General features: G+C 49.8%; 21 protein-coding genes and 1 riboswitch. Of the genes, 3 read left to right on the top strand and 18 right to left on the bottom strand.

The window, feature by feature from the left end:
- Positions 1–8 precede the first annotated feature (8 nt).
- The 14 genes from pnpS to AUC31_RS05090 form a co-directional block, all read right to left on the bottom strand.
- Positions 9–1409: a two-component system histidine kinase PnpS gene (pnpS, locus tag AUC31_RS05155; protein ID WP_058381078.1), complete on the bottom strand. Its 1401-nt coding sequence runs from the start codon at positions 1407–1409 to the stop codon at positions 9–11.
- On the bottom strand, positions 1406–2113 hold the full coding sequence (locus AUC31_RS05150) for a response regulator transcription factor (protein WP_058381079.1): 708 nt from the start codon (positions 2111–2113) through the stop codon (positions 1406–1408). The genes pnpS and AUC31_RS05150 overlap by 4 nt, the downstream gene beginning before the upstream one ends.
- Before the next feature lie 45 nt (positions 2114–2158).
- On the bottom strand, positions 2159–2635 hold the full coding sequence (locus AUC31_RS05145; protein ID WP_058381080.1) for a MaoC family dehydratase: 477 nt from the start codon (positions 2633–2635) through the stop codon (positions 2159–2161).
- 161 nt (positions 2636–2796) lie between these two features.
- Positions 2797–3735, bottom strand: coding sequence for a malate dehydrogenase (gene mdh / locus AUC31_RS05140; RefSeq protein WP_058381081.1), 939 nt, complete (start codon positions 3733–3735; stop codon positions 2797–2799).
- Between the two features lie 62 nt (positions 3736–3797).
- Positions 3798–5066: an NADP-dependent isocitrate dehydrogenase gene (gene icd / locus AUC31_RS05135; protein WP_058381082.1), complete on the bottom strand. Its 1269-nt coding sequence runs from the start codon at positions 5064–5066 to the stop codon at positions 3798–3800.
- A 78-nt stretch (positions 5067–5144) separates the two neighbouring features.
- Positions 5145–6260 carry a citrate synthase gene (gene citZ / locus AUC31_RS05130; RefSeq protein ID WP_058381083.1) on the bottom strand — a complete coding sequence of 372 codons (1116 nt, stop codon included), beginning with the start codon at positions 6258–6260 and terminating at the stop codon, positions 5145–5147.
- A 187-nt stretch (positions 6261–6447) separates the two neighbouring features.
- On the bottom strand, positions 6448–6834 hold the full coding sequence (locus AUC31_RS05125) for an FxsA family protein (RefSeq protein ID WP_058381084.1): 387 nt from the start codon (positions 6832–6834) through the stop codon (positions 6448–6450).
- A 28-nt stretch (positions 6835–6862) separates the two neighbouring features.
- Positions 6863–8620, bottom strand: coding sequence for a pyruvate kinase (gene pyk / locus AUC31_RS05120; RefSeq protein WP_058381085.1), 1758 nt, complete (start codon positions 8618–8620; stop codon positions 6863–6865).
- 22 nt (positions 8621–8642) lie between these two features.
- Positions 8643–9602, bottom strand: coding sequence for a 6-phosphofructokinase (pfkA, locus tag AUC31_RS05115; RefSeq protein ID WP_058381086.1), 960 nt, complete (start codon positions 9600–9602; stop codon positions 8643–8645).
- A 140-nt stretch (positions 9603–9742) separates the two neighbouring features.
- Positions 9743–10708, bottom strand: a complete 966-nt coding sequence (gene accA, locus AUC31_RS05110; protein WP_058381087.1) for an acetyl-CoA carboxylase carboxyl transferase subunit alpha — start codon at positions 10706–10708, stop codon at positions 9743–9745.
- On the bottom strand, positions 10701–11573 hold the full coding sequence (gene accD / locus AUC31_RS05105; protein ID WP_058381088.1) for an acetyl-CoA carboxylase, carboxyltransferase subunit beta: 873 nt from the start codon (positions 11571–11573) through the stop codon (positions 10701–10703). Before accD ends, accA begins: the two co-directional genes overlap by 8 nt.
- Positions 11564–12205 (bottom strand): FadR/GntR family transcriptional regulator, encoded by a 642-nt coding sequence (locus AUC31_RS05100; RefSeq protein WP_157073462.1) that lies wholly within the window; start codon positions 12203–12205, stop codon positions 11564–11566. Before AUC31_RS05100 ends, accD begins: the two co-directional genes overlap by 10 nt.
- A gap of 161 nt (positions 12206–12366) precedes the next feature.
- Positions 12367–15420, bottom strand: coding sequence for a DNA polymerase III subunit alpha (gene dnaE, locus AUC31_RS05095; RefSeq protein ID WP_058381089.1), 3054 nt, complete (start codon positions 15418–15420; stop codon positions 12367–12369).
- A 17-nt stretch (positions 15421–15437) separates the two neighbouring features.
- Complete coding sequence (locus tag AUC31_RS05090; protein ID WP_058381090.1) at positions 15438–16379, bottom strand: DHH family phosphoesterase; 942 nt, start codon at positions 16377–16379, stop codon at positions 15438–15440.
- A 93-nt stretch (positions 16380–16472) separates the two neighbouring features.
- On the opposite strand from AUC31_RS05090, the gene AUC31_RS05085 reads away from it, so the two are divergent.
- A complete protein-coding gene (locus AUC31_RS05085; RefSeq protein WP_058381091.1) occupies positions 16473–16772 on the top strand; it encodes a YtpI family protein in 300 nt (99 codons plus the stop codon).
- Positions 16773–16849: 77 nt separating this feature from the next.
- Here AUC31_RS05085 and AUC31_RS05080 read toward each other — a convergent pair whose 3' ends face one another.
- Together AUC31_RS05080 and AUC31_RS05075 are read right to left on the bottom strand one after the other, a co-directional pair.
- The gene (locus tag AUC31_RS05080) at positions 16850–18157 is read right to left on the bottom strand and encodes a DRTGG domain-containing protein (protein WP_058381092.1); all 1308 of its coding nucleotides are present in this window, start codon (positions 18155–18157) and stop codon (positions 16850–16852) included.
- A gap of 165 nt (positions 18158–18322) precedes the next feature.
- On the bottom strand, positions 18323–19003 hold the full coding sequence (locus tag AUC31_RS05075) for a metal-dependent hydrolase (protein ID WP_058381093.1): 681 nt from the start codon (positions 19001–19003) through the stop codon (positions 18323–18325).
- A 90-nt stretch (positions 19004–19093) separates the two neighbouring features.
- On the opposite strand from AUC31_RS05075, the gene AUC31_RS05070 reads away from it, so the two are divergent.
- The gene (locus AUC31_RS05070) at positions 19094–20191 is read left to right on the top strand and encodes a M24 family metallopeptidase (protein ID WP_058381094.1); all 1098 of its coding nucleotides are present in this window, start codon (positions 19094–19096) and stop codon (positions 20189–20191) included.
- Between the two features lie 64 nt (positions 20192–20255).
- On the opposite strand, the gene ald is transcribed toward AUC31_RS05070, so the two are convergent.
- Positions 20256–21371, bottom strand: coding sequence for an alanine dehydrogenase (gene ald / locus AUC31_RS05065; RefSeq protein WP_058381095.1), 1116 nt, complete (start codon positions 21369–21371; stop codon positions 20256–20258).
- A 298-nt stretch (positions 21372–21669) separates the two neighbouring features.
- Between ald and AUC31_RS05060 the strand changes: the two genes are divergently transcribed.
- A complete protein-coding gene (locus tag AUC31_RS05060) occupies positions 21670–22170 on the top strand; it encodes a universal stress protein (RefSeq protein ID WP_058381096.1) in 501 nt (166 codons plus the stop codon).
- Between the two features lie 50 nt (positions 22171–22220).
- On the opposite strand, the gene AUC31_RS05055 is transcribed toward AUC31_RS05060, so the two are convergent.
- Entirely contained in the window at positions 22221–23159 is a 939-nt protein-coding gene (locus AUC31_RS05055) for an NADP-dependent oxidoreductase (protein WP_058381097.1), read from the bottom strand.
- A gap of 105 nt (positions 23160–23264) precedes the next feature.
- Positions 23265–23308: riboswitch (PreQ1 riboswitch) on the top strand.
- Positions 23309–23314 lie beyond the last annotated feature (6 nt).

Below are 23314 nucleotides of genomic sequence, written 5' to 3'. Positions count from 1 at the left end.
TGTTCCTCCTAAATTTCTTCCGCAAGCGGCAAATGAACGGTAAAGGTTGTCCCGACGCCGACTTCGCTTTCCACTTCGACATTGCCATGATGCGCTTCGATGATGTGTTTGACGATCGAAAGCCCAAGCCCGGTACCTCCAGAATTCCGGCTGCGGGCCCGGTCGACTCGGTAAAAACGCTCAAACAAGCGGCCGATTTCGGATGCTTCGATGCCGATGCCTTGATCTTCCACTTCTACAATGGCCTGATCCCCTTCAGCGTAAAGCTTCAGCGACACTTTGGTGTTTTCCTGTGAATAAGTGCAAGCATTGATCAATAAATTGACGATGACTTGGATGAGCCGGTTCCCGTCGCCGTTCACAATAACCGGTGCCAAATCCAATTCAAGGCTAATATTCTTTTCTGCCAGTTTTGGGTGCACCGTCTCGACGGCCCGTTCAATGACGGCTTTCATATCTGTCGGCTCCAGCTCAATGTGGAAAGCGGAACGCTCCATATTGGACAAGTTGAGCAAATCATTGATAAGCATTTCCAAGCGATTGCTTTCCGTCTGGATAATTTCCAAAAAGGACAATAACGTATCTGTATCCTGATAGGCCCCATCCAGCAAAGTTTCCGAGAACCCTTTAATAGAAGTGACAGGCGTACGCAATTCATGAGAAACATTCGCCACGAAATCCTTGCGCACTTGCTCCAATTTTTTCAACTCGGTAATATCATGGAAAACGATGACCACACCCAGCCAGCGCTCGTGTTCGCCGATGACCGGTGCGCCGTAGACATCCAAGTTCTTCATTTTCAGCCCTTCGGCGAACTCGATTTGATCGCGCGAGCGCGTCTCAGTCATGAATACTGTTTCAATGAAGGATTTCAGCTCGGGCGCAATACTGATTTCACGGTACAAACTACCAAGAACCGCGTCACTGCTCAAACCCGTTTCTTCGAGAAAAGCCCTGTTGACCAGGGAAATCGTCCCCTGCCGGTCAATCATGATCAGTGCACTGCCCATATTCTCAATCAAGGTTTTCAGCCGTTCCTGCTCCATCAAGCGGACAGTCGCGACTTCCTGCAGATTGCGTGCCAGTACATTGATTGTCTTATTCAACTCCAAGCTGCCCTGGGCATCGGATTCATAAGCACGTGCACGGTAATTCCCTTTCACCAGTTCCACTGCGGTCGCTGTAGCATTTTCCACCGGCTCCACTTGCAAACGGATGATGCGGTTTCCAATGACGGCGGAGGCCCCGAGCCCTACAAGGAAAATAAGCCCGAGCGCCAACCACACGGCGGATTTATTGGCCGCCTCCTCATATAAAGGAAGAAACTGGAGCACGATCAAATAAAGCCCTATGAGCAGCGTGCCGATCCATAGCAATAAGGAGATCAGCAAGCGGCGCCGGAAAGTCATGAACTTTTCGGCTCCTCGAATTTATAGCCCAAGCCCCGAATTGTTTTAATGTAAGTCGGCTTGCGCGTATTCACTTCGATCTTTTCACGCAAATGGCTGACGTGAACATCGACAATCCGTGTATCGCCCGCAAAATCGTATTTCCACACGGCGCTCAATAATTGATCGCGTGTCAACACTCTATTTTTGTTTTCAGCCAAATAGACGAGCAGTTCGAACTCTTTTGGCGTGAATTCCAATTGCTTTTCATCCAAAAACACTTCGAATCTATCTGGGAAAATTTGCAACTTGCCGAACACATAAGGCGTAGACCCATCCTGCTGGATGACAGGGCTTGTTTCTGCCCGGCGCAATACTGCCTTGATACGGGCAACCACTTCACGCGGGCTGAACGGCTTGGTCATATAATCATCTGCACCTAGTTCGAGGCCGAGTACTTTGTCGAATTCGTCGCCTTTTGCCGTCAACATGATGATTGGTGTGTTCACTTTCTGCTGGCGCAGTGATTTGCACACTTCCACGCCATCCATAGACGGCAACATCAAATCCAGCACGATCAAATCCGGCTTTTCGCTTAGCGCAAGATCGTACCCTTGTTTCCCGTCATTCGCGATAATCGTTTCATACCCCGCCTGCACCAAATTATACGATAACAACGTTGCAATCGAATGTTCGTCTTCAATGATCAAAAGTTTCTTCGGCATTTTGCATCCTCCACACTCAATTTGGAACCCCCATCCCAAACCGCTTTAGAAATTTTCCATCGCCTGCGTTGTCAATTTGTTTGAAGTCTTTGGTGGTTGTGCCACGATTTTTCCTTCTATGCAAATGGCGCCTTCTTCATCTGTACCTTCGACACGGATGGTCACCAAATTGCCTCTCAGGTCTACATCGGCCACTTCCAATAGGAAATCGACTGTCGCATAATGATAGACCGGTTTTTTGAAAACCAAATGCTGTTCGCAAATATACGAACCCGGGCCTGGCATATACTTGGAGACCGCTGATGTGACGATTCCCGTCAACATGATGTTCGGCACGACCGGTTTTTCAAAACTGGTCGTTGATGCAAAATCATGCTGGATATACAAAGGATTTCCATCATTTGTCAAGCCAAGATACAAGAGCAAATCCTTGTCTTCGACCTTTTCGGTCAGCTTCAACTTCTCTCCGACTGTAATGTCTTCAATCTTTCTGCCTAGCTTGCGTTTTTTCCCGAGCAACACGGGCGTTCCCTCCCCTAAGTGGTTCATATCCTTATAGTATCAATTTCATGAGTACAAGTGCAAGCTCGCTCGCTTTGACACACTGTCAATAACTGCCCGAATGCCGCTTATATATATGTATATAAAAAGCCGGGCAGTAACTCACTGCCCGGCTCTGTGCTTTACGCTAATACATCCATCACTGCTTTAACCGATGCAGCGGACTTGTCGAGCGCTTGTTTTTCTTCTTCGTTCAACTCGATTTCGATGATTTTTTCGATTCCGGATGCACCGAGCACTGCCGGTACTCCAAGATAAATACCGTCCATGCCGTATTCTCCTTGAAGATAAGCGATTGACGGCAAGACACGTTTTTGGTCCAGTAAAATTGCTTCAGCCATTTCCACCAACGAGGCGGCAGGCGCATAATACGCTGAACCATTGCCGAGAAGATTGACGATTTCCGCGCCGCCTTTTCGCGTCCGCTCGACGATTTGCTCGAGCCGGTCTTTCGGGATAAGGGTTTCGAGCGGGATGCCGCCAGCGAACGAGTAGCGGACGAGCGGCACCATATCATCTCCGTGGCCGCCGAGCACAAATCCGGTAATATCTTTGACCGACAGATTGAGCTCTTCAGCCACAAAGCTGCGGAAGCGAGCCGAATCAAGCACGCCGGACTGGCCGATGACACGCTCTTTCGGCAAGCCGGATTCTTTGAAGACAGTGTACGTCATCGCATCCACTGGATTGGTCAACACCAATATTGTTGCATTTGGCGAGTGGGCAACGATTTCTTTTGTAACGGATTTCATGACTTTCTGGTTGGTCTGCACCAGATCATCGCGGCTCATGCCCGGTTTTCTGGCGACGCCGGCCGTAATGATGACGAGATCGGAATCTTTCGTATCTCCGTAATCCGAAGTTCCTGTAATATGCGCATCAAAATTCAGTACAGGTGCCGCTTCCGCCATATCCAGCGCTTTGCCTTTCGCCGGATCTTCCATTGCCGGAATATCAACGATGACGACATCCCCCAATTCTTTCTGCGCCAACAAAAATGCTGTCGTCGCACCAGTGAAACCAGAACCGATTACCGAAATCTTTTTTCGTTTGAATGTCATATGAAACTCCCCTTTCCGTCAGATGATACAACAAAGAGGAGGCAAAAGCCTCCTCTTTCATTTTACATGTTTTTAATTAGTTCATCAGCGAATGCAGATGTTTTCACTTCTGTCGCGCCGTCCATTAGACGAGCGAAGTCATAAGTGACAACTTTAGACGCAATGGTTTTTTCCATAGATGATGTGATCAATTTCGCAGCTTCTGACCAGCCAAGGTGCTCAAGCATCAAGACGCCTGACAAGATAACAGAAGATGGGTTGACTTTATCAAGGCCAGCGTATTTCGGAGCAGTACCGTGAGTCGCTTCGAAAATTGCATGTCCTGTATCGTAGTTGATGTTTGCGCCTGGTGCGATACCGATACCGCCGACTTGCGCAGCAAGTGCATCGGAAATATAGTCGCCGTTCAAGTTCATTGTTGCAACAACGTCGAACTCGCTTGGGCGTGTAAGGATTTGCTGAAGGAAGATATCAGCGATGGAATCTTTAACAAGGATCTTGCCTGAAGCCAAAGCGTCTTCTTGTGCTTTGTTCGCAGCATCTGTTCCTTTTTCGTCTTTGATTGCATCGTATTCGTTCCATGTGAAGACTTTGTCGCCAAACTCTTGCTCAGCCACTTCATAGCCCCAGTTTTTGAAAGCTCCTTCAGTGAACTTCATGATGTTCCCTTTATGGACAAGCGTTACGGAGTCGCGGCCTTCAGTCAACGCATAGTTGATCGCAGAACGCACAAGGCGTTTTGTTCCTTCTTCAGAGATCGGTTTGATGCCGATACCTGATGATTCTGGGAAGCGGATGTTTTTGACGCCCATTTCATCAGTAAGGAATGAGATCAATTTTTTCACTTCGTCGCTGCCGTTAGCGTATTCGATACCAGCGTAGATATCTTCAGTGTTTTCACGGAAGATGACCATATCTGTATCTTCAGGGCGTTTAACCGGTGAAGGCACGCCTTCGAAATAACGGACAGGGCGCAAGCAAGTGTAAAGGTCAAGCTCTTGGCGAAGTGCCACGTTCAATGAACGGATACCGCCGCCGATTGGCGTAGTAAGCGGGCCTTTGATTGCGATCAAGTATTCACGGATTACGTCAAGAGTTTCAGCTGGAAGCCATTCGCCAGTTTCGTCGAACGCTTTTTGACCAGCCAAAACTTCTTTCCAGACGATTGATTTTTCGCCGTTATAAGCTTTGTTTACCGCTTCTTCAAGTACGCGAGAAGCTGCATTCCAGATATCTGGTCCAGTTCCGTCACCGATAATGAATGGGATGACTGCGTTATTAGGGACGTTCAAGACGCCGTTTTCTACTGAGATTTTTTCGCCGTTCGTCATGTGTAAGTTCCTCCTGAGTTCAAAGTCATAGGGCTGCACATTGTGTCAGCCCCATCAAATTTTATTGTATTGCCTGAATTAACGTTCTTCAACCGGCACGTAAGTTTGCATGCCAGGCCCGATGTATTCCGCACGCGGGCGGATCAGGCGGTTGTTCGAGTATTGCTCCAGGATGTGCGCGAGCCAGCCCGACGCACGGGAGACCGCGAAGATCGGCGTGAACAAATCATGCTCGATGTTCAACGAGTGATAGACCGAAGCCGAGTAGAAATCGACGTTTGGCGGAAGCGGTTTTTCGCTCGTTACCAATTCTTCGATTTTCACGGACATGTCATACCATTTCGATTCGCCGCGAAGCTCAGTGAGCTTTTGCGACATTTCGCGCAAATGCTTCGCACGCGGGTCGCCTTTTTGGTAGACACGGTGGCCGAAGCCCATGATTTTCTCTTTGTTCGCCAGTTTTTCTTTGATGACCGGCTCGACGTTGTCGACCGATCCGATTTCTGTGAGCATCTTCATCACTTGCTCGTTGGCGCCGCCATGAAGTGGGCCTTTCAAAGCGCCGATCGCTGCTGTCACGCCGGAATAGACATCCGACAAAGTAGCCACTGCGACACGCGCCGTGAACGTCGAAGCGTTCAGTTCGTGGTCTGCGTGAAGCACAAGCGCTTTATTGAACGCTTCGACTTCGATGTCTTTTGGCTCTTCGCCAGACAGCATGTACAGGAAGTTCGCTGCGAAGCTGTAATCCGTTTTCGGCTGGATCGGTTCTTTGCCGGCGCGGATGCGGCCGAAGGCCGTCACGAGCGTCGAGATCTTCGCCTGGATTTTGATCGCTTTGCGGTAGTTCGCCGCATCTTCCATCACTTCCGCTTCTTCGTCGAAGAGGCCGAGCATGGAGACCGCTGTGCGCAGTGCCGCCATTGGATGGACGTGCTTGATGTCGTATGTCTTGAAGTGGTCGAGCACCGCTTGCGGTACCGCCATGTTGTCCGCGAGCTGCTGTTTCAGCTCCGCGAGTTCGTCTGCCTTCGGCAAACGCTGGTGCCACAAGAGGTAGATTACTTCTTCGAAGCTGGCGTTGTCCGCCAGATCGTCGATATTGTAGCCGACGTATGTAAGGGTATCATCGATGATCGAACTGATCGCCGATTGTGTTGCGACTACACCTTCTAAACCTTTTGATGATGTCATGTAAATCTCTCCTTCTACATTCTACTTCATCATTCCAAAAAAAAAGACAGAATAATGAGCCATCTGCTTTCATGCACTTTTCCGTAAATGGACTTACCTAGTCATTATAATCAACTTTGTATAATTTGTGAATGAAAACGCTTGGTAAAATTTAAAAACGATTGCCTAATGATGAATGAACCCGGAATTATCCAACGATAATCCGGGTATTTTTCATCTTCTTCTGAAGCATCCGATAAACAAGAGGCTTGTATAGCTTCTGCGTCGGCGTGAACAATAAGCTGAACCCGACTGCATCTGAAATAAATCCAGGCGTCAGCAGCAATGTGCCGCCGACTAGGATAAAGGCTGCGCCAATCAGGCGGTCGCCCGGCGGCTGCATCTGGTTCATGCTCGATTGGATATCGCGGATCGCTTTTAGCCCTTGGCGTTTTGCCAAGAAAGCCCCAAGCAATCCGGTTGCCACAATCAAAGCGAGTGTCCAGAAAAATCCAATCTGCCCGCCTGCCCAGATTAAAATCGCAAGCTCAAGAGTCGGTACGATCACCAATGCCAGAAAAATCCACTTCATCATAGTCAATCGACCTCCAAACTTTCTTTACTTATACGCTTGCATGACCGTGATAAATGACGCCTGCATCTGCATCGATCGTGATATCCTGGCCTGATTCGACTTTCGTCACTGCATCTTTAACGCCGACGATTACCGGAATCCCAAGGCTTAACCCCACTACTGCTGCGTGGCTTGTCAAACCGCCTTCTTCGGTCACGATGCCTGCACAATTATTGATGGCGTCCATCATGTCGCGGTCAGTACCGTAAGTGACGATGATTTTGCCTTCGGTGTCCATTGCCAATGCTTCTTCAGCATTGCGCACAACAACTGCTTCGCCGAAGCCGACGCTCTTGCCGATACCTTGCCCTTTCGCCAAGATGTCGCCGATGACGCGCAGTTTCATCAAGTTCGTTGTTCCTGCTTCACCCACAGGAACGCCCGCTGTAATGATGACAAGGTCGCCGTGCTTAATCAAGCCGTGCTTAAGCGCTTCTACCACTGCGACATCGAGCATTTCATCTGTCGATTCAACGCGTGTTCCGACAATCGGCTGGACGCCCCAGATCAAAGTCAGTTTGCGCGCAGTCCGTGCAGTTGATGTCACTGCAATGACCGGCGAACCTGGACGGTATTTGGAAATCATTTTAGCCGTATGGCCGCTCTCGGTCGGCGCCAAAATTGCCTGCACGCGCAAGTTAAGCGCTGTGTATGCAACCGCTTGGCCGATCGCTTCGGTCATATTCGATTCTTTTTCTTTGCGGCGGTTGGAAACGATTTGTTTATGGTCAAGTGCAGCTTCCGTTGTCTCTGCAATGCGGTGCATCGTTTCGACTGATTCTACCGGATAAAGCCCTGCTGCCGTTTCGCCTGATAGCATGATGGCGTCCGTGCCATCAAAGATAGCATTCGCGACATCGCTCGCTTCTGCGCGAGTCGGTCGCGGGTTGCGCTGCATGGAATCCAGCATTTGAGTCGCCGTAATTACCGGCTTCCCTGCACTATTGCATTTGTTTATCATCGATTTTTGAACAATCGGCACTTCTTCTGCAGGAATTTCTACACCAAGATCTCCACGTGCAACCATCAGGCCGTCTGAAACCATGATGATTTCATCCAAGTTATCGACGCCTTCCTGGTTTTCAATCTTCGGAATGATCTGGATATGCGATCCGCCATTTTTCTCCAGCAAGCTACGAATTTCCATAACATCCGAACGTCTGCGGACAAATGATGCAGCGACAAAGTCGACATCCTGTTCAATGCCGAATAGAAGATCGGCCGCGTCTTTTTCAGTGATTCCTGGCAATTGTACGGATACGCCTGGAACGTTAACGCCTTTTTTGGTTTTCAATGTACCGGCATTTTCAACGATTGTATGGATCTGGCCGCGTTCTTTGTCAATGCTTGTAACGCGCAATTCGATCAAGCCATCATCCAGCAAAATCGTAGAGCCTTCGTGTACATCTTCAATCAACTTGTCATATGTGATTGAAAACATTTCTTTCGTACCCAGTACCTCTGTCATCGAAATCGTGATTTCCTGGTTGGTTTCAAGTTCAATGGAATCATTTTCCATTTTATGGGTTCTGATTTCAGGGCCTTTTGTATCCAATAGAATCCCAACTGTGATGCCGGTCTTCTCTGAAGCTTCACGGATGCGCTTGATGCGCAAGGCATGCTCATCGTGATCGCCGTGCGAGAAGTTCAGCCGGGCAACGTTCATGCCCGCTTTCATCAATTGTTCTAGTACTTCCGGTGATTCACTTGCCGGCCCGATTGTGCAGACGATTTTCGTTTTTCTCAATAGACTCACTCCAATTAACTGTTTAAATTGATAATTCTTTAGAAAGCTTGTACAAACTCATATCGGCATCGTGCTCTTTTTCGAACGCCGTTGTCATATCATAGTCTACCACCTGATGATTTTTCATGCCAATTGCCAGGCCGCCTTTTCCTTCGAGCAGTACTTCTACTGCACGTGCGCCAAACAAGCTGCCGAGCACACGATCGCGTGCAGTCGGCGTGCCACCGCGCTGGATATGCCCAAGAACCGACACGCGCGTTTCTACATTCGTCTTGCCTGAAATCATCTCAGCCAGCTCCCCGCCGCTCATGACGCCTTCTGCGACGATGATGATGCTGTGTTTCTTGCCGCGCTTGCGCCCGCTTTCGAGACGTTCAAGCATATCATCGATATCAAACGGGTCTTCAGGGATGAGGATTGTTTCGGCACCGCCGGCAAGACCGGCCCATAAAGCAAGATCGCCTGCGTCTCTGCCCATCACCTCAATGATGAATGTCCGTTCGTGGCTTGTCGCCGTATCGCGGATTTTATCGATTGCTTCGATGACGGTATTCAATGCCGTATCAAAACCGATCGTGTAATCCGTCCCGGGAATATCGTTATCGATTGTTCCAGGCACTCCGATGCTCGGGAATCCTTTTTTCGTCAAAGCCATCGCCCCACGGTACGAACCATCTCCGCCGATGACAACCAAGCCTTCAAGGTCATTTTTCTTCATCTGCTCGATGGCTTTCCATTGACCTTCTTCTGTCCGGAATTCGTCACAGCGGGCAGAATAGAGCTTCGTGCCGCCACGCTGGATAATATCCCCGACATCACCTGCTTGCAGGTCTTTGATGTTGCCTTCAATCAATCCTTGGTAGCCATAATAGACGCCAGCCACTTCGATGCCATGGTAAATGCCTTTCCGGACGACTGCGCGTACCGCTGCATTCATCCCCGGCGAATCGCCGCCACTTGTCAACACTCCAATTTTCTTCACCAAAACCGCCTCCTGCACTTCCTTTTTACTTTATTCACCTTACCACGCAGGGCCTGTGCTGTCAGTCCATAACTCCTGTTTAGCATGCGTTTTTTATTGAATTCCAAAAAATAAAAAGACCGCTTTACGCGGCCTGATTTTTATTCCGTGAAAACACCGATTGCCCTGAATTTCTCATAGCGCTGCGAAATCAATTGATCTGGGCTCAAGCCTTCCAATTCCTTCAAGGAATAGCGGATGGCGCCGCTGATCAATTGTGCCTGGCGAGCGGTGTCGTGATGCGCGCCGCCACGTACTTCGGGAATCATATGCTCGATGATGCCCATCTCCAACAGGTCAGGTGCCGTGATTTTCATGGCTTCCGCTGCAGTTTTCGCAAGTGCCGCATCTTTCCACAGGATCGATGCCGCCCCTTCAGGCGAAATGACCGAGAACGTCGAGTTTTCAAGCATCAGGATCTGGTTGCCGACGCCAAGCGCGAGCGCCCCGCCGCTTCCGCCTTCGCCGATCACGATCGACAGCACCGGCACTTCAAGACCGGCCATCTCTACGAGGTTGCGGGCGATCGCTTCGCTTTGCCCGCGTTCTTCTGCAGCTCTTCCCGGATAAGCGCCTTTCGTATCGATCAGGCAAATGACCGGGCGGCCGAATTTTTCCGCCTGTTTCATCAAACGCAACGCTTTCCGGTAACCTTCAGGATGCGGCATGCCGAAGTTGCGGCGCACGTTTTCTTTTGTGTCCTTGCCCCGCTGATGGCCGATGATCGTCACCGGTTGCCCTTCGAAACTACCGATTCCGCCGATGATCGCCTCATCATCGCCGTAGACACGGTCTCCGTGCAGTTCGATGAAATCCTTGAAGACAAGCGGCAAATAATCCAAAGTCGTCGGGCGTTCCGGATGGCGCGCCACTTGAACACGGTCCCAAGGTTTCATGTTCTCATAGATTTCTTCCTCGAGTTTGGCAAAACGATCTTCCAAAGAAGTAATTTCGGAACTAAGATCGACATCCGCCGTTTTTGTGTATTCCTTCAACTCGGAAATCTTTTTTCTCAACTCAATCAAAGGTTCTTCAAACGCCATTGTTTTCATTTTCTTTTTAGGCATCGGATCCAGCTCCTTTCACGTGCAATTGCACAATGGTCGACAGCGTCTCGCGCATTTTAGAGCGATGCACGACCGCATCGAGCTGGCCATGGTCAAGCAAAAACTCTGCCGTCTGGAAGTCTTCCGGCAATTTCTCACGCACGGTCTGCTCGATGACACGACGCCCCGCAAAGCCGATCAAAGCTTTCGGTTCCGCCAGATTGATGTCACCGACAGAAGCAAAGCTGGCAGATACGCCGCCAGTCGTCGGATGTGTCAAGATCGATACAAACAACAAGCCTTCATTCGAATGGCGTTTTAACGCGACACTTGTTTTTGCCATTTGCATGAGCGACAATACGCCTTCTTGCATGCGCGCTCCACCGCTTGCTGTGAAGATCAAAAACGGCACTTTCAATTTAGTTGCCAACTCAACAGCGCGCGTGATTTTCTCGCCGACCACCGAGCCCATCGAGCCCATGCGGAAATGCGAATCCATTACGGCCACGACCACTTGCTGGCCTTTGATCGAACCGGTCCCTGTAAGCACCGCTTCATTCAAACCGGTTTTTTCGCTATCAGCTTGGACTTTCTCGCTGTAACCTGGGAAATTCAGCGGGTTTTCAGATTTCAAATGATCGTCTACCGAATCGAAGCTTGAATCGTCCAATAGATGGACGATTCGCTCGTGGGCCGTCATCTTGAAATGATGGTCGCATTTCGGGCATACTTTGCCCAAATTCTCCAATTCCTTCGTTAAGGTGATGTGCTTGCAGTTCGGGCATTTCGTCATCAAGCCTTCCGGCACATCTTTCGCCGCTTTTGAAGGGATGGTCGCTTCTTTTTCATCTCGTTTTCGCTTGAATATATCGCGTATCATTGCCATTGTGCATTCTCTCCTTTGATTAAGACGCTGCTCCAGGCTTTAAAATCCCGGATAGCCGTTTCGGCATCCTGCTGCTCAATCGCCTGCAGGATGTTTTTCAGCAAGGGTCTCTCTTCCGGCATTACTTCGCCGTCATAAGGGTTGCCCCCGTATTGCTTTAATAAGAACCAAATTTTCAGCGAAAGGCGGTTGCCTGACAGCACCATCAATTCGCGGACAAAGTCTTCCCTTATGAATTCATGCCCATCCAGCCGCTCGCGTAAACTTTCCCATACCGGAAGTTTGGAGGCGTCGCTTGCGCAGATTGCCTGGATAGCTGCCGTTTCGTGTATACACATTGTCTCCCGCACATCTTCCAGGGTTTTTGTGTCCTGCAATATGAAGGTCGCCAGCAATTCGACGAGCCGGTGTTTTCTTGGGTCTGCTAAAAATGTCCCTTCCCCTCGTCGGGTTTCGATAAGCCCTAATAACTCCAGGCTCCGAAGCGCCTCGCGGATCGTCGACCGGCCAACCGCCAACTTTTCAGCCAATTCCCGTTCGGAAGGGATCCGGTCGCCCGGCCGAATGTTCTGTTCCCGAATCATGTCCCGCATTTCACTTACAATATTTAAATAGCGTTTAGGCTGATTCATGAAAACTCCTTTTGTTTCCATTTTTTTGAAAGTGGTCTGACCACTAATCTTTCTATACCTTACAAAAAATTTCGGCTGCCGTAAAGAAAAAACTGCATTTCTTTTTAAGAAATGCAGTTCCTTGTCGATTCATTTATATGAATGTGGCTCGTTCCGTTGCTTTACAAGATGGTTTTGCAGATGATGGTCGTCTTGCCTTGGCGGGTTTCAGCTGTTCCCTGGATTTCGAGCAAGGCATCTTTATCGAGCATTTCGTTGTATTGCGCATACTCTTTCGGGAACAGCGTAACCGCTGCCACGCCGGTTTCATCCTGCAAGGTGACAAACGCCATCGCATCGCCTTTTTTCGTGCGGATGCGCCGTACGTCTTCCACCATCCCGAGCACTTCAACACGCTCGCGGTCTTTTTTCTTCGGCAGGTCATTGAGCGCAGTGTAGGCTTTGTTGCGCTGCTCTTTTTCCCGTTCCACGGGATGCGTACTCAAATAAAAGCCGAGTGCTTCTTTTTCGAAGTCGAGCTTGAGCCCATCCGGCATCGGTTCGGCTTTGGTGTATTTCGGTTTCATGAAGCTAGATCCCATGTCATCGAACAAGCCGGGGTCTTCATTCGGCTTGACCAATTCCGCGTGTTTGATCGCGCTGTCAAGCGACGCGAGCAGGACGGCACGGTCTTTCCCGAGAGCGTCCAGTGCCCCGGCTTTGATGAGCGGCTCAAAAGCCTTGCGTGTGAAATGGACGGCCGATATCCGTTCGGCGATATTGAATAGGCTTTGGAAAGGCCCGTCTTTTCTCGCTGCGAGAATGGCTTTAACGGCCGTACCGGGGACGCCTTTTACAGCGCTGAGCCCTGTGCGCACCTGTTGTTCTTCCGACGAAAAGCCGTAGCGGCTATTCGCGATGCACGGCGCAGCAAGCTCGATTCCGCGTTCTTTCATTTCACGCATGAATTGTGCCGTTTTCTCATTATTCCCTCGGCTGTTCGATAACAGCGCGGCATAGAACTGCACGGGATAATGGGCTTTCATATAAGCCAGTTGATAGGAAATCATGCTGTAGGCGACTGCATGGCTTTTCGGGAAACCGTAATCGGCAAAACGTACAATCAAGTCGTAGACATCTCCCGCTTCTTTTGCGGTATAGCCGTTTGCGGTAGCTCCGCCGATGAAATGCTGGCGTTCTTCGTCAAGGATTTGGCGATTTTTTTTGCTGACCGCACGGCGCAATAGATCGGCCTCGCCTAAGCTGAAGCCTGCCATTTCAGCGGCGATTTTCATGATCTGCTCTTGATAGACGATGACGCCGTACGTTTCCGATAAAATCGGCTCTAGCACGGGATGGATATAGGACACTGCCTCTTCGCCGTGCTTGCGGCGTGCGTAAAGCGGGATGAATTCCATCGGGCCTGGACGGTACAAGGCATTGACCGCGACAATATCGCCGAATGCGCTCGGTTTGATGAGCATTAATGCGCGCCGCATGCCTGGCGACTCCAGCTGGAAAATCCCCGCTGTATCGCCTTTCGCCAGTAAAGCATAGGTTTCTTTATCGTCGAGCGTCAAACTTCGGTAATCAATCGTCGTATGCCGGTCGCGTTTTAGCATATGCGCCATGTTTTCCAGAATCGTCAAATTACGCAATCCAAGAAAGTCCATTTTCAATAAGCCGATCGCTTCAAGTTCCTGCATCGGCCATTGGGTGATGAAAATATCGTCATTGCCTTTTTCAATCGGGACATAATCCACTAACGGGCCTGGGCTCAAAATGACGCCGGCTGCGTGAATCGAAGAATTCCGTGGCAGGCCTTCCAGCTTCAGCGCCGTCTTGAACCAGCGTTCACGGCTTTCATTGCCGATAATCCAATCCTCCAGCGCTTTCGATTCGCGAAGCGCTTCGCGCAAAGTGATGCCCGGCCGGCTCGGGATGAGTTTGGAGATCTTGTCGAGCTCTTCGGCTTCAAAACCAAATACCCTTGCCGTGTCTCTCGCGACCGCTTTTGTGGATAATGTGCCGAATGTGATGATTTGTGCGGTCTGCAAGGCGCCGTATTTTTTCGCGACGTATTCAACGACTTCATGGCGTCGGTGATCCGCGAAGTCAATGTCGATATCCGGTAAAGTGACGCGCTCTGGATTAAGGAAGCGCTCGAATAGCAATCCATGGGCGAGTGGGTCGACATCCGTAATGCGCAGCGCGAAGGCCACGAGCGAACCGGCAGAGGATCCACGGCCCGGGCCAGTCAGGATGCCCTTGTTTCTTGCATAAGCCATGAAATCGGAAACAATGAGGAAATAATCGATATAGCCCATAGTCGAAATGACGCCAAGTTCGTAATCGAGCCTGTCCGAATAGCTTTGTGCCAATTTGCCGACGCGTTCTTCCAACCCCTTCAGGCAAAGCGTGCGGATGAGCTCGCTTTTGTTGCTGCCTTCCCTTACAGGATACTTCGGCAGCAATTGGCGGTTGAGAGGAATGGAGACACGGCAGTCCATCAGCAATGCACGGCTTTGTTCCAGCCATTCAGGGTGATCTGAAAACCACTCCGATAATTGTGCTTGCGTCGGCACAAATGCCGCTGAATGTTCAGGCTTTGGACGTTCAGGATCGCTTAACTTGAAGCCGCCTCCGATTGATCTCGCCACTTCATAGGCAAACGCATCTTCTTGCTTCATATAACGGCATTCATGGCTCGCCATGAATTTGAGGGCGAATGTCGAGCAAAATTCGATAAACGCTTCTTCAGTCTCCTGCACAGTCCCCCCAGGCCGCTCGATGCTCGCAACTAAGCGCTCACCGAATAGACGTGACAGCATGCCGAGCGCTTCGCTGCGGTCTGTCAGCACCCACGCCACATTATCAGGAATCACGCATATCAGGCCTTCCTGATAAGCGGCCAGCCATTTTTGGGGAATGGCTTCCACATCACGAGTCGATAACGCACTCGTCAGCTTCAACAGCATCTGGTAGCCGGTGTTATTTTGTGCATACAGCACCACGGGCAAGGCGGCACCGTCAAAATCAACGGGCACGGAAAGGCCGAGCACCCCATGGATGCCGGCCTTTTTGCAGGCGTCCCAAAATGGCAGGACCCCGTATAATTTGGAATTGACTAAGGCAGCTGCGTCAGCGCCTTGTTCGGCGAGAACCGAAAACAGTTCTTCGAGGCGAATCGTGCTTTGCAGCGGATCAGCCGCCGTTACAATATGCGGGTAGACCATTCTAACACCTTCTTTCCTTATGCCTTCGCGCAAATTTCCTCCAGGCGAAGGATGACCCGGTCAGCCTCATCCCAAGAATAGGCAACTGCGCCAGATGCCATCGGATGCCCGCCGCCGCCGAATTCTTTTGCGAGCGTATTGATAACCGGCCCTTTTGAACGCAGGCGGACACGTATTTCAGTATCTTCTTCTATTAAAATGACCCAAGCTTTGATGCCTTTGACGTTTCCGAGCGAACCGACCAGCAACGATGTATCTGTCGGAGTCACATCGAATTTCGCCAAAATGTCCTGTGTAATCTTCACAAAAGCTGCGCCGTTTTCGTTCATTTGGAAATTTTGGTACATATATCCTTGGAGATGAAGCAATTTGCGCTCCATCTCGTACATGCCGTTATGGAGTTCATTGCGGTCAAAATTATACTTGATCAATTCGCCTGCCACATCGAAGGTTTTCTGTGTTGTGCTCGGAAACAAGAAGCGCCCAGTATCGCCGATGATCCCAGCATAGAGCAGCCTGGCACTTGCATCAGGCATGGCCCAGTTTTCTTCTGCTTGCCCATATGTAAATAATTCATAGATCATTTCAGATGAAGAACTTGCTTTCGTATCCACTTGGCAAATATCCCCGTAATTGTCATCGTTTGGATGATGGTCGATTTTCACCAATTTCGCGCCGCTATGATAGCGCTGGTCGTCGATGCGGTCCGTATTTGCAGTGTCCGTCACGATGACCAATGCCCCTTCGAAATCTGCATCTTCGACCCTATCCGGAAAATCGAGGAAATCCATCGTGTAATCGTGTTCTCCGGCGGCCAGTACGCGCTTGTTCGGATAGTTATGGCTCAGTATGTATTTCAGGCCGATCTGGGACCCGTATGCGTCCGGATCGGGACGCACATGACGGTGGATGATGATTGTATCGAATTGTTTAATTGTGTCGATGATTTGACTATACATTGCTTCAATCCTCCAGTGGACAGGGAAATCCATTCGCATTTTCTGATCATCCCCATTACAATGGAAATAGATTTGCATAACAGGAGGTTCCCCATGCTCATATTCGTATTTTTGATTATCATTTCTGCTGTATTCTATCTTTACTATAAAACGAAACAGATCCGCACGCGTCTGCCGGTACGGAAAAATTGGTATGCAAGCCGCGCCCAAATTGCGCTCGGCAGCTTTATCGCCTTTTTCGGCATCAATCAGCTGTTCATTTTCCAAACTGTTGTCACTTACATCATTGCCGGCATCTTTATCGTTCTTGGCTTGGCGCTGATTGTCCATAATTTCAAGGCGAATCGCCATTACCAAGCGTTTCTTGACGAAGAAACCCGCCTGAACCCATAAAACAGCCCCTCCCTTGTGGAGAGGTTGTTTTTTTTGATTGTGGCACGCAAGAGGCCGCTACACTTTTAAGGCAGTGCTCAGCGGTCGAGCAATTGGAAGGTCAGCATTGCTTTGCCGATCACTTGCTGTTCATACAACACTTCGACATCGACTTTTGCTGATTTGCGGCTGATGTCCAGGATCGTCGGGCGAATGATCAATGCCGCGTCCAACTGCACCGGTTTCAGGAAATAGACCGTGATGTTTTCAAGTACGCTGTCTTTGCGGTTTTTTGTCTTGAGTGCCGTGGCCGCCGCTTCTGTCAGCACCATTGTGTAAGCTCCGTACGACAACGAGCCGTATGCGTTGGTCATTTGGGGCGTGACACGGAATTCAAGGCTAAGCTTGTCTTCTTGCACTTGGTTTAATTGGCTTTTGATGATGTCGTCAATCGTCTCGCCTTGCTGGGGCTGGCGCTGCGCTGTTTGGATCGCTTTCAATACATCCTGCCGGCTGATGATGCCCATCAAGTTATGGTGGTCGTCAGTGATCGGCAGTAAGTCGATTCCTTCCCAAATCATTCGGTGCCCTGCTGCTGCGACGCTTGTCTGCAGCGACACTGTTATCGGGTCTTTGGTCATCACTTTATCAATCGTTTCCGTGTCTGACGCGCCAATGACATCCCGCGAGGTGACGATCCCGACCAGCCTGCCGTTGCTGTCGACAACGGGAAATCCGCCATGTGTTGTTTCGTTATTCAGTTCGTTATAGCGGCGGATTGGATCTTTGACATGCAGGAAATGCGTATTTTCAAGCGGGATCAAAATGTCTTCGATGAGCAGAATCTCTTTTTTGATCAATTGGTCGTAAATCGCCCGGTTGATCATCGTCGCTACCGTAAAGGTATCGTAGCTGGTGGAAATGACCGGCAACTCCAATTCATCGGCCAGCTTTTTCACTTGCTCAGAAGCATCGAACCCTCCTGTCACAAGCACTGCCGCCCCTGCCTGCAGGGCATATTCATGGGCTTTGTAGCGATTCCCCACAATCAGCAGGTTGCCCGCTTCCGTATAGCGCATCATGTCCTCGAGCTGCATGGCCCCGATGACGAATTTGTTCAATGATTTATGGAGCCCGGCGCGCCCGCCGAGCACTTGGCCGTCGACGACTTTGACGATTTCCGCATACGTCAGCCGTTCGATATTCTCTTTCTTTTTGCGCTCGATGCGGATGGTGCCGACCCGTTCGATCGTCGAGACCAGCCGTTTGTTTTCCGCTTCTTTAATGGCACGGTAAGCGGTGCCTTCTGATACTTGAAGCTCTTTGGCAATCCGGCGAACGGAGATTTTCTCCCCCACAGCCAAAGTCTCGATATAGTCCAAAATCTGTTCGTGTTTCGTCGCCATTGTTTCACCAATCTTTCTGCTATCCTCTATTCCTTAGTTTATCATAATCCGAATGGAAGTCGATAATCCGGCAGCAGTCATGGAAAAGGAAGTCTTGGCTCATGGCAAGAAAAAACAGGCAAAGGGAATTGTCGCCTTCCCTTGCCTGTTTACTATCAATAGATTTTATAAATCGATGCTGTCCCCAGGCTCCATGATCTGGACTTCCGCCTGCTTGACTGCTTGCTTGAATTGCTCTGGGTCCTGCTTGATTGGCGGGAAAGTGTTGTAATGAATCGGCACCGCCGTTTTCGGATTGATCAGCTCGACGGCATAAGCGGCATCTTCTGGCCCCATCGTGAAGAAATCGCCAATCGGGACGAACGCCAAGTCGATTGAATGGCGCTTGCCGATGATTTCCATATCTCCGAACACTTCTGTATCCCCGGCGTGATACACGGTCTTCCCTTCCGCTTCAAAGAGAATCCCAGCCGGCATGCCGCCGTAGATGACTTCGCCGTCTTCTGCAGTATAGGACGAGCTATGGAACGCTTTCGTGAATTTCACTTTGCCGAATTCAAATTCTTTGGCGCCGCCAAGGTTCATTCCGACTGCATCCAAGCCTTGTCCGCCTAGGTAATTCGCCAGCTCCACAGGCGCCACAACGACTGCACCGCTTGATTTTGCAATGTCTACTGTATCGCCGACATGGTCGTTATGCGCATGCGTCAGTAAAATCGCATCCGGTTTTTCTTCGCTTGCCGTCAGGTCTGTCAATTCGTTTCCGGTGATGAACGGATCGATGAGGATCGTTTTGCCACCGGTTTGAATTTTGACAACCGAATGGCCGTGATATGAGATTTTCATGATATCCCTCCAATAGAGTTTTAGCACACTGCTTTCTGCTGTTTTATACCCTGATTTTTGATATGCTACACATGAAGGGGAGGAATACATATGAACAAATTGACCAACTTGCAAAAATTTTTGAAACAGCAGCAATACGATGCGGCGCTTATCACCGACCCGCATAATATCTTCTATTTGACGGGTTTCAATAGCGACCCGAAAGAGCGGCTGCTTGCCGTTATGGTGTTCGCTGAGGCAGAACCATTCCTCATCTGCCCCGCAATGGAAGCGCCGGATGCGAAAGCGGCTGGCTGGACGGGCGAAATTGCGGGACACGCCGATACGCAAGACGCGATGCAAGTGTTATACGAAACGGCAGCCAAACGCAATCAGCCGATGAAACGCATCGCCATCGAGAAAGCGCATATGATTGTCGAGCGCTACGACGCGATCAACCATTATTTCCAGTCGCCCGAAATCCATTCGATCGATGCCCAAATGAACGCGATGCGCGTCATTAAAGACGAAGCAGAACTCGACATCCTGCGCCATGCTGCCTCACTTGCGGATTACGCCATCGAAGTGGCAGCCGACGTGATGCAGGAAGGGATGACGGAAATCGAATTGATGACCGAAATCGAAACGGCATTGAAAAAACGCGGCATCACCCACATGTCATTCGATACCACAGTTTTGACAGGCCCAAAAGCCGCTTCACCGCATGGCAAAACAGGGCAACGCCAAATCGAACGCGGCGATCTCGTGCTAATGGACCTCGGTGTCATTTACGAAGGTTATTGCTCGGACATCACCCGCACACTGGCGTTCGGCGAACCGAGTGTGCAGGCGAAAGAAGTGTACGATATCGTCAAACGCGCTGAACAAGCAGCACTCGATGCGGTGCGACCTGGCGTTACAGCGGCTGAGCTTGACGGGATTGCCCGCAAGACCATTGAAGACGCAGGCTACGGGGAATATTTCACGCACCGCCTTGGCCACGGCCTTGGGATTTCTGTCCACGAATTCCCGTCGATCCACGGGGGCAACGATATGCCGCTTGAGGCGGGCATGGTATTTACGATCGAACCCGGCATTTATGTCACGGATCAAGTCGGCGTGCGCATCGAAGACGATCTGGTCGTCACCGAAGATGGCTACGAAGTGCTGACTAAATACCCGAAAGAATTGACAATCATCAACCGCTAATGAAAAAAGAGCTGTCCCGAAAATCCATCTAGCGGATTTTCCTTGGACAGCTCTTTTGCATTTATTATTGCAGCAATTCGTCGACTGATTTGTAATCAAGGCCTTGATCGTCAGCTACGGCTTTATACGTGACAAAACCGTCCATCGTGTTAACGCCTTTTTTCAATGCTTCGTTGTCAAGAATCGCTTGCTTAAGTCCTTTGTTGGCGATTTGCACTGCGTAAGGGACCGTTACATTCGTCAAGCCGATCGTCGATGTGCGCGGAACTGCCCCCGGCATATTCGCAACGGCATAATGAACAACATCATGCTTCACATAAGTCGGCGCATCGTGAGTGGTGATGCGGTCGCTTGTCTCGAAGATGCCGCCCTGGTCGATCGCGATATCGACAACGACTGAACCTGGCTTCATCGATTTGATCATGTCTTCAGTGATCAATTTCGGTGCTTTCGCTCCCGGAATCAATACCGCTCCGATGACTAGATCCGAATTTTTAACCGATTGCGCGATGTTAAGCGGATTAGAAACCAATGTTTGCACATCTTTGCCGAACAGGTCGTCCAATTGGCGCAGGCGTTCTGGGTTCAAGTCAAGGATTGTTACATCAGCCCCCATGCCGATTGCCACTTTTGCAGCGTTCGTTCCAGCTACGCCACCGCCGACAATCGTCACCTTACCGCGTGAAACGCCAGGGATGCCGCCGAGCAAGATGCCCCCGCCGCCGTGGATTTTCTCAAGGAACTGAGCACCGATCTGTGTCGACATGCGGCCAGCCACTTCGCTCATTGGTGTAAGGAGCGGCAAGGAATTGTTCGGAAGTTGAACCGTTTCATAAGCCACGCCTGTCACTTTCGACTCGAGCAAAGCATTCGTCAATGCCACTTCCGGCGCCAAATGCAAGTAAGTGAAGAGCACTTGGCCTTCACGGAAATGCTTGTACTCGCTAGCTACCGGCTCTTTCACTTTCATGACCATATCCTGTGCCCATGCTTGGTCAGCATCGGCGACGATTACAGCGCCGGCTGCTTCATAATCAGTATCCGTAAAACCCGACCCAAGCCCTGCACCGGATTGGATGAAAACTTCATGGCCGAAAAGTGCCAAGTTCACTACTCCCGCCGGCGTCATTGCCACACGGTTCTCATTGTTCTTAACTTCTGTAGGTACCCCGATACGCATTACAAAACCCTCCATTATATTGTGTCTGAAATAATAAAATGAACCAAACTAACAGCATTTGAAACCACATCCATTCTAACAGATTCCGTTTCATATTGCTCCATTAATTTGTCTTTTCAGAAGATAATTTTTACTGCATCAAAACACTGTATAATCCGTTCAATCAGAAGAAGGAAAGATATTTTGAAATAGTGACCTAAAAAGAAATATCAAATAAATCGATAAATTTCATTGTTTAAGAAGGAACAATTTGCCTATGCCTCGAAAGTTACAGTATAGACAAAGGAGGAATGTACAGATGACATTAAAGTATAATCAAATCATGGTAGCGGTCGACGGATCGAAAGAAGCGGAATGGGCTTTCAAAAAGTCCATCGGGATCGCCACAAGAAACCACGCGACGCTGAATCTGGTAAACGTGATCGATACGCGTTCATTCGCCGCAATCGAAGCATATGACCGTTCGATCGCTGACCGTGCCCAGAAATTCGCTGAAGACTTGCTTGGGGATTATAAAAAAGAAGCCGAAGCCGGCGGTGTTGAGAAAGTCAATATCGTGGTCGATTACGGTTCCCCCAAAACAATGATTCCCCGTGAATTGGCTGAACGAGTCGAAGCCGACTTGATCATCTGCGGCGCGACCGGTTTGAATGCAGTCGAACGTTTCCTCATCGGCAGTGTATCAGAACATATCGTCCGCTCCTCTAAATGCGACGTGCTTGTCGTCCGTAAAGACGAAGCACAAAGCGATGCACCAGACGATTATTATTCGGAAGAACGTTCCGGAAAACCTGAATAACACAAGTAAAAGCACGCGGCCTCTATCCTAGCCGCGTGCTTTTTCTATGATCATTTCTTCACTTGAATGACGATTTTCCCTCTGGCATGATGGGATTCGCTTAATTCATGCGCTTCCCGTACGCCTTCTTCCGTCAACGGATAGATATGGCCGACTTCCGGCTTCACTTCGCCGCTGACAAACAAATCGCCCAATTTTTTCAATTGCTGGCCATTTGGCTCCAGCCAGAAACTGCTGACGTCAATGCCGAGTTTTTCCGCTTGTTCTTCATCAGGCTGTCCGGCTATGCTGACAAGCCTGCCGCCGCGCTTCAATACGCCGTAACTTTTTTCGAGCGTTTCGCCGCCCATTGTATCCAATACGAAATCAAAATTCTCCAGCACTTCCGAGAAATCCTCTTCGCGGTAGTCGATGACACGATTCGCGCCGAGAGACGTGACGAGTTCGTCATTTTTATCGCTTGCTGTTGTCGCTACATAACAGCCGATGCTGTTGGCGATCTGGATCGCCATGCTTCCGACGCCGCCAGCACCTGCATGGATCAGCACTTTATCGCCTTTCTTGATATGCCCAATCTCCACCAGGCATTGCCATGCAGTTAGCCCCGTCAATGGAATTGCTGCGCCTTCTTCAAAACTCATGCTTTCAGGCATGCGAGCCAGCAGGTTTTCCTCTACCGGGACAAATTCAGCATACGTTCCTTGACGTGTGGTATCCGGACGCGCAAAAACCCGGTCGCCTGGATGATAATGCTTAACCTCATCGCCTACTTCTTTGACGACTCCTGCAACATCCCATCCGAGAATGATCGGGAATTCCCATGGCAGCATTTCTTTCAAATAGCCTTCCCTCAGCTTCCAATCAATCGGGTTGACTGAAGTTGCATGAACTTCCACCAACACTTGATGCGCTGAAATAGCGGGCGTTTCCACTTCACGTTCTTTCAGTTGCTCTTTCCCTCCGTACTGGTCAATAACGATAGCTTTCATCTGCACCCACTCCTCCCTTTTACCACTTATATACCCTGACACCATTTTGCTACACCTGAAAAAGCACAGGAACTTGCCTAATTATGCTATTATGGTAACTGTTTCATAAAAGAGGTTCGCAAACTCCCTCTCTAAAAAACTAAGGAGCTGTATTG

The organism is Planococcus rifietoensis (assembly GCF_001465795.2).
GTDB lineage: Bacteria > Bacillota > Bacilli > Bacillales_A > Planococcaceae > Planococcus > Planococcus rifietoensis.
Note: the sequence above shows the minus strand (reverse complement) of the source record. Positions and strands in the feature narration are given on the sequence as shown.

Excerpts from the sequence above, each read along its gene's own strand:
- accA (WP_058381087.1), bottom strand. The coding sequence starts at position 10,708 with ATGCCTAAAAAGAAAATGAAAACAATGGCGTTTGAAGAACCTTTGATT.
- mdh (WP_058381081.1), bottom strand. The coding sequence starts at position 3,735 with ATGACATTCAAACGAAAAAAGATTTCGGTAATCGGTTCTGGTTTCACT.
- ald (WP_058381095.1), bottom strand. The coding sequence starts at position 21,371 with ATGCGTATCGGGGTACCTACAGAAGTTAAGAACAATGAGAACCGTGTG.
- pnpS (WP_058381078.1), bottom strand. The coding sequence starts at position 1,409 with ATGACTTTCCGGCGCCGCTTGCTGATCTCCTTATTGCTATGGATCGGC.
- AUC31_RS05125 (WP_058381084.1), bottom strand. The coding sequence starts at position 6,834 with ATGATGAAGTGGATTTTTCTGGCATTGGTGATCGTACCGACTCTTGAG.
- AUC31_RS05055 (WP_058381097.1), bottom strand. The coding sequence starts at position 23,159 with ATGAAAGCTATCGTTATTGACCAGTACGGAGGGAAAGAGCAACTGAAA.
- citZ (WP_058381083.1), bottom strand. The coding sequence starts at position 6,260 with ATGACATCATCAAAAGGTTTAGAAGGTGTAGTCGCAACACAATCGGCG.
- dnaE (WP_058381089.1), bottom strand. The coding sequence starts at position 15,420 with ATGGTCTACCCGCATATTGTAACGGCGGCTGATCCGCTGCAAAGCACG.
- AUC31_RS05075 (WP_058381093.1), bottom strand. The coding sequence starts at position 19,003 with ATGAAAATCTCATATCACGGCCATTCGGTTGTCAAAATTCAAACCGGT.
- icd (WP_058381082.1), bottom strand. The coding sequence starts at position 5,066 with ATGACGAACGGCGAAAAAATCTCAGTAGAAAACGGCGTCTTGAACGTC.
- AUC31_RS05090 (WP_058381090.1), bottom strand. The coding sequence starts at position 16,379 with ATGTATAGTCAAATCATCGACACAATTAAACAATTCGATACAATCATC.
- AUC31_RS05100 (WP_157073462.1), bottom strand. The coding sequence starts at position 12,205 with ATGAATCAGCCTAAACGCTATTTAAATATTGTAAGTGAAATGCGGGAC.
- AUC31_RS05070 (WP_058381094.1), top strand. The coding sequence starts at position 19,094 with ATGAACAAATTGACCAACTTGCAAAAATTTTTGAAACAGCAGCAATAC.
- AUC31_RS05150 (WP_058381079.1), bottom strand. The coding sequence starts at position 2,113 with ATGCCGAAGAAACTTTTGATCATTGAAGACGAACATTCGATTGCAACG.
- AUC31_RS05060 (WP_058381096.1), top strand. The coding sequence starts at position 21,670 with ATGACATTAAAGTATAATCAAATCATGGTAGCGGTCGACGGATCGAAA.
- accD (WP_058381088.1), bottom strand. The coding sequence starts at position 11,573 with ATGGCAATGATACGCGATATATTCAAGCGAAAACGAGATGAAAAAGAA.
- AUC31_RS05080 (WP_058381092.1), bottom strand. The coding sequence starts at position 18,157 with ATGGCGACGAAACACGAACAGATTTTGGACTATATCGAGACTTTGGCT.
- AUC31_RS05085 (WP_058381091.1), top strand. The coding sequence starts at position 16,473 with ATGCTCATATTCGTATTTTTGATTATCATTTCTGCTGTATTCTATCTT.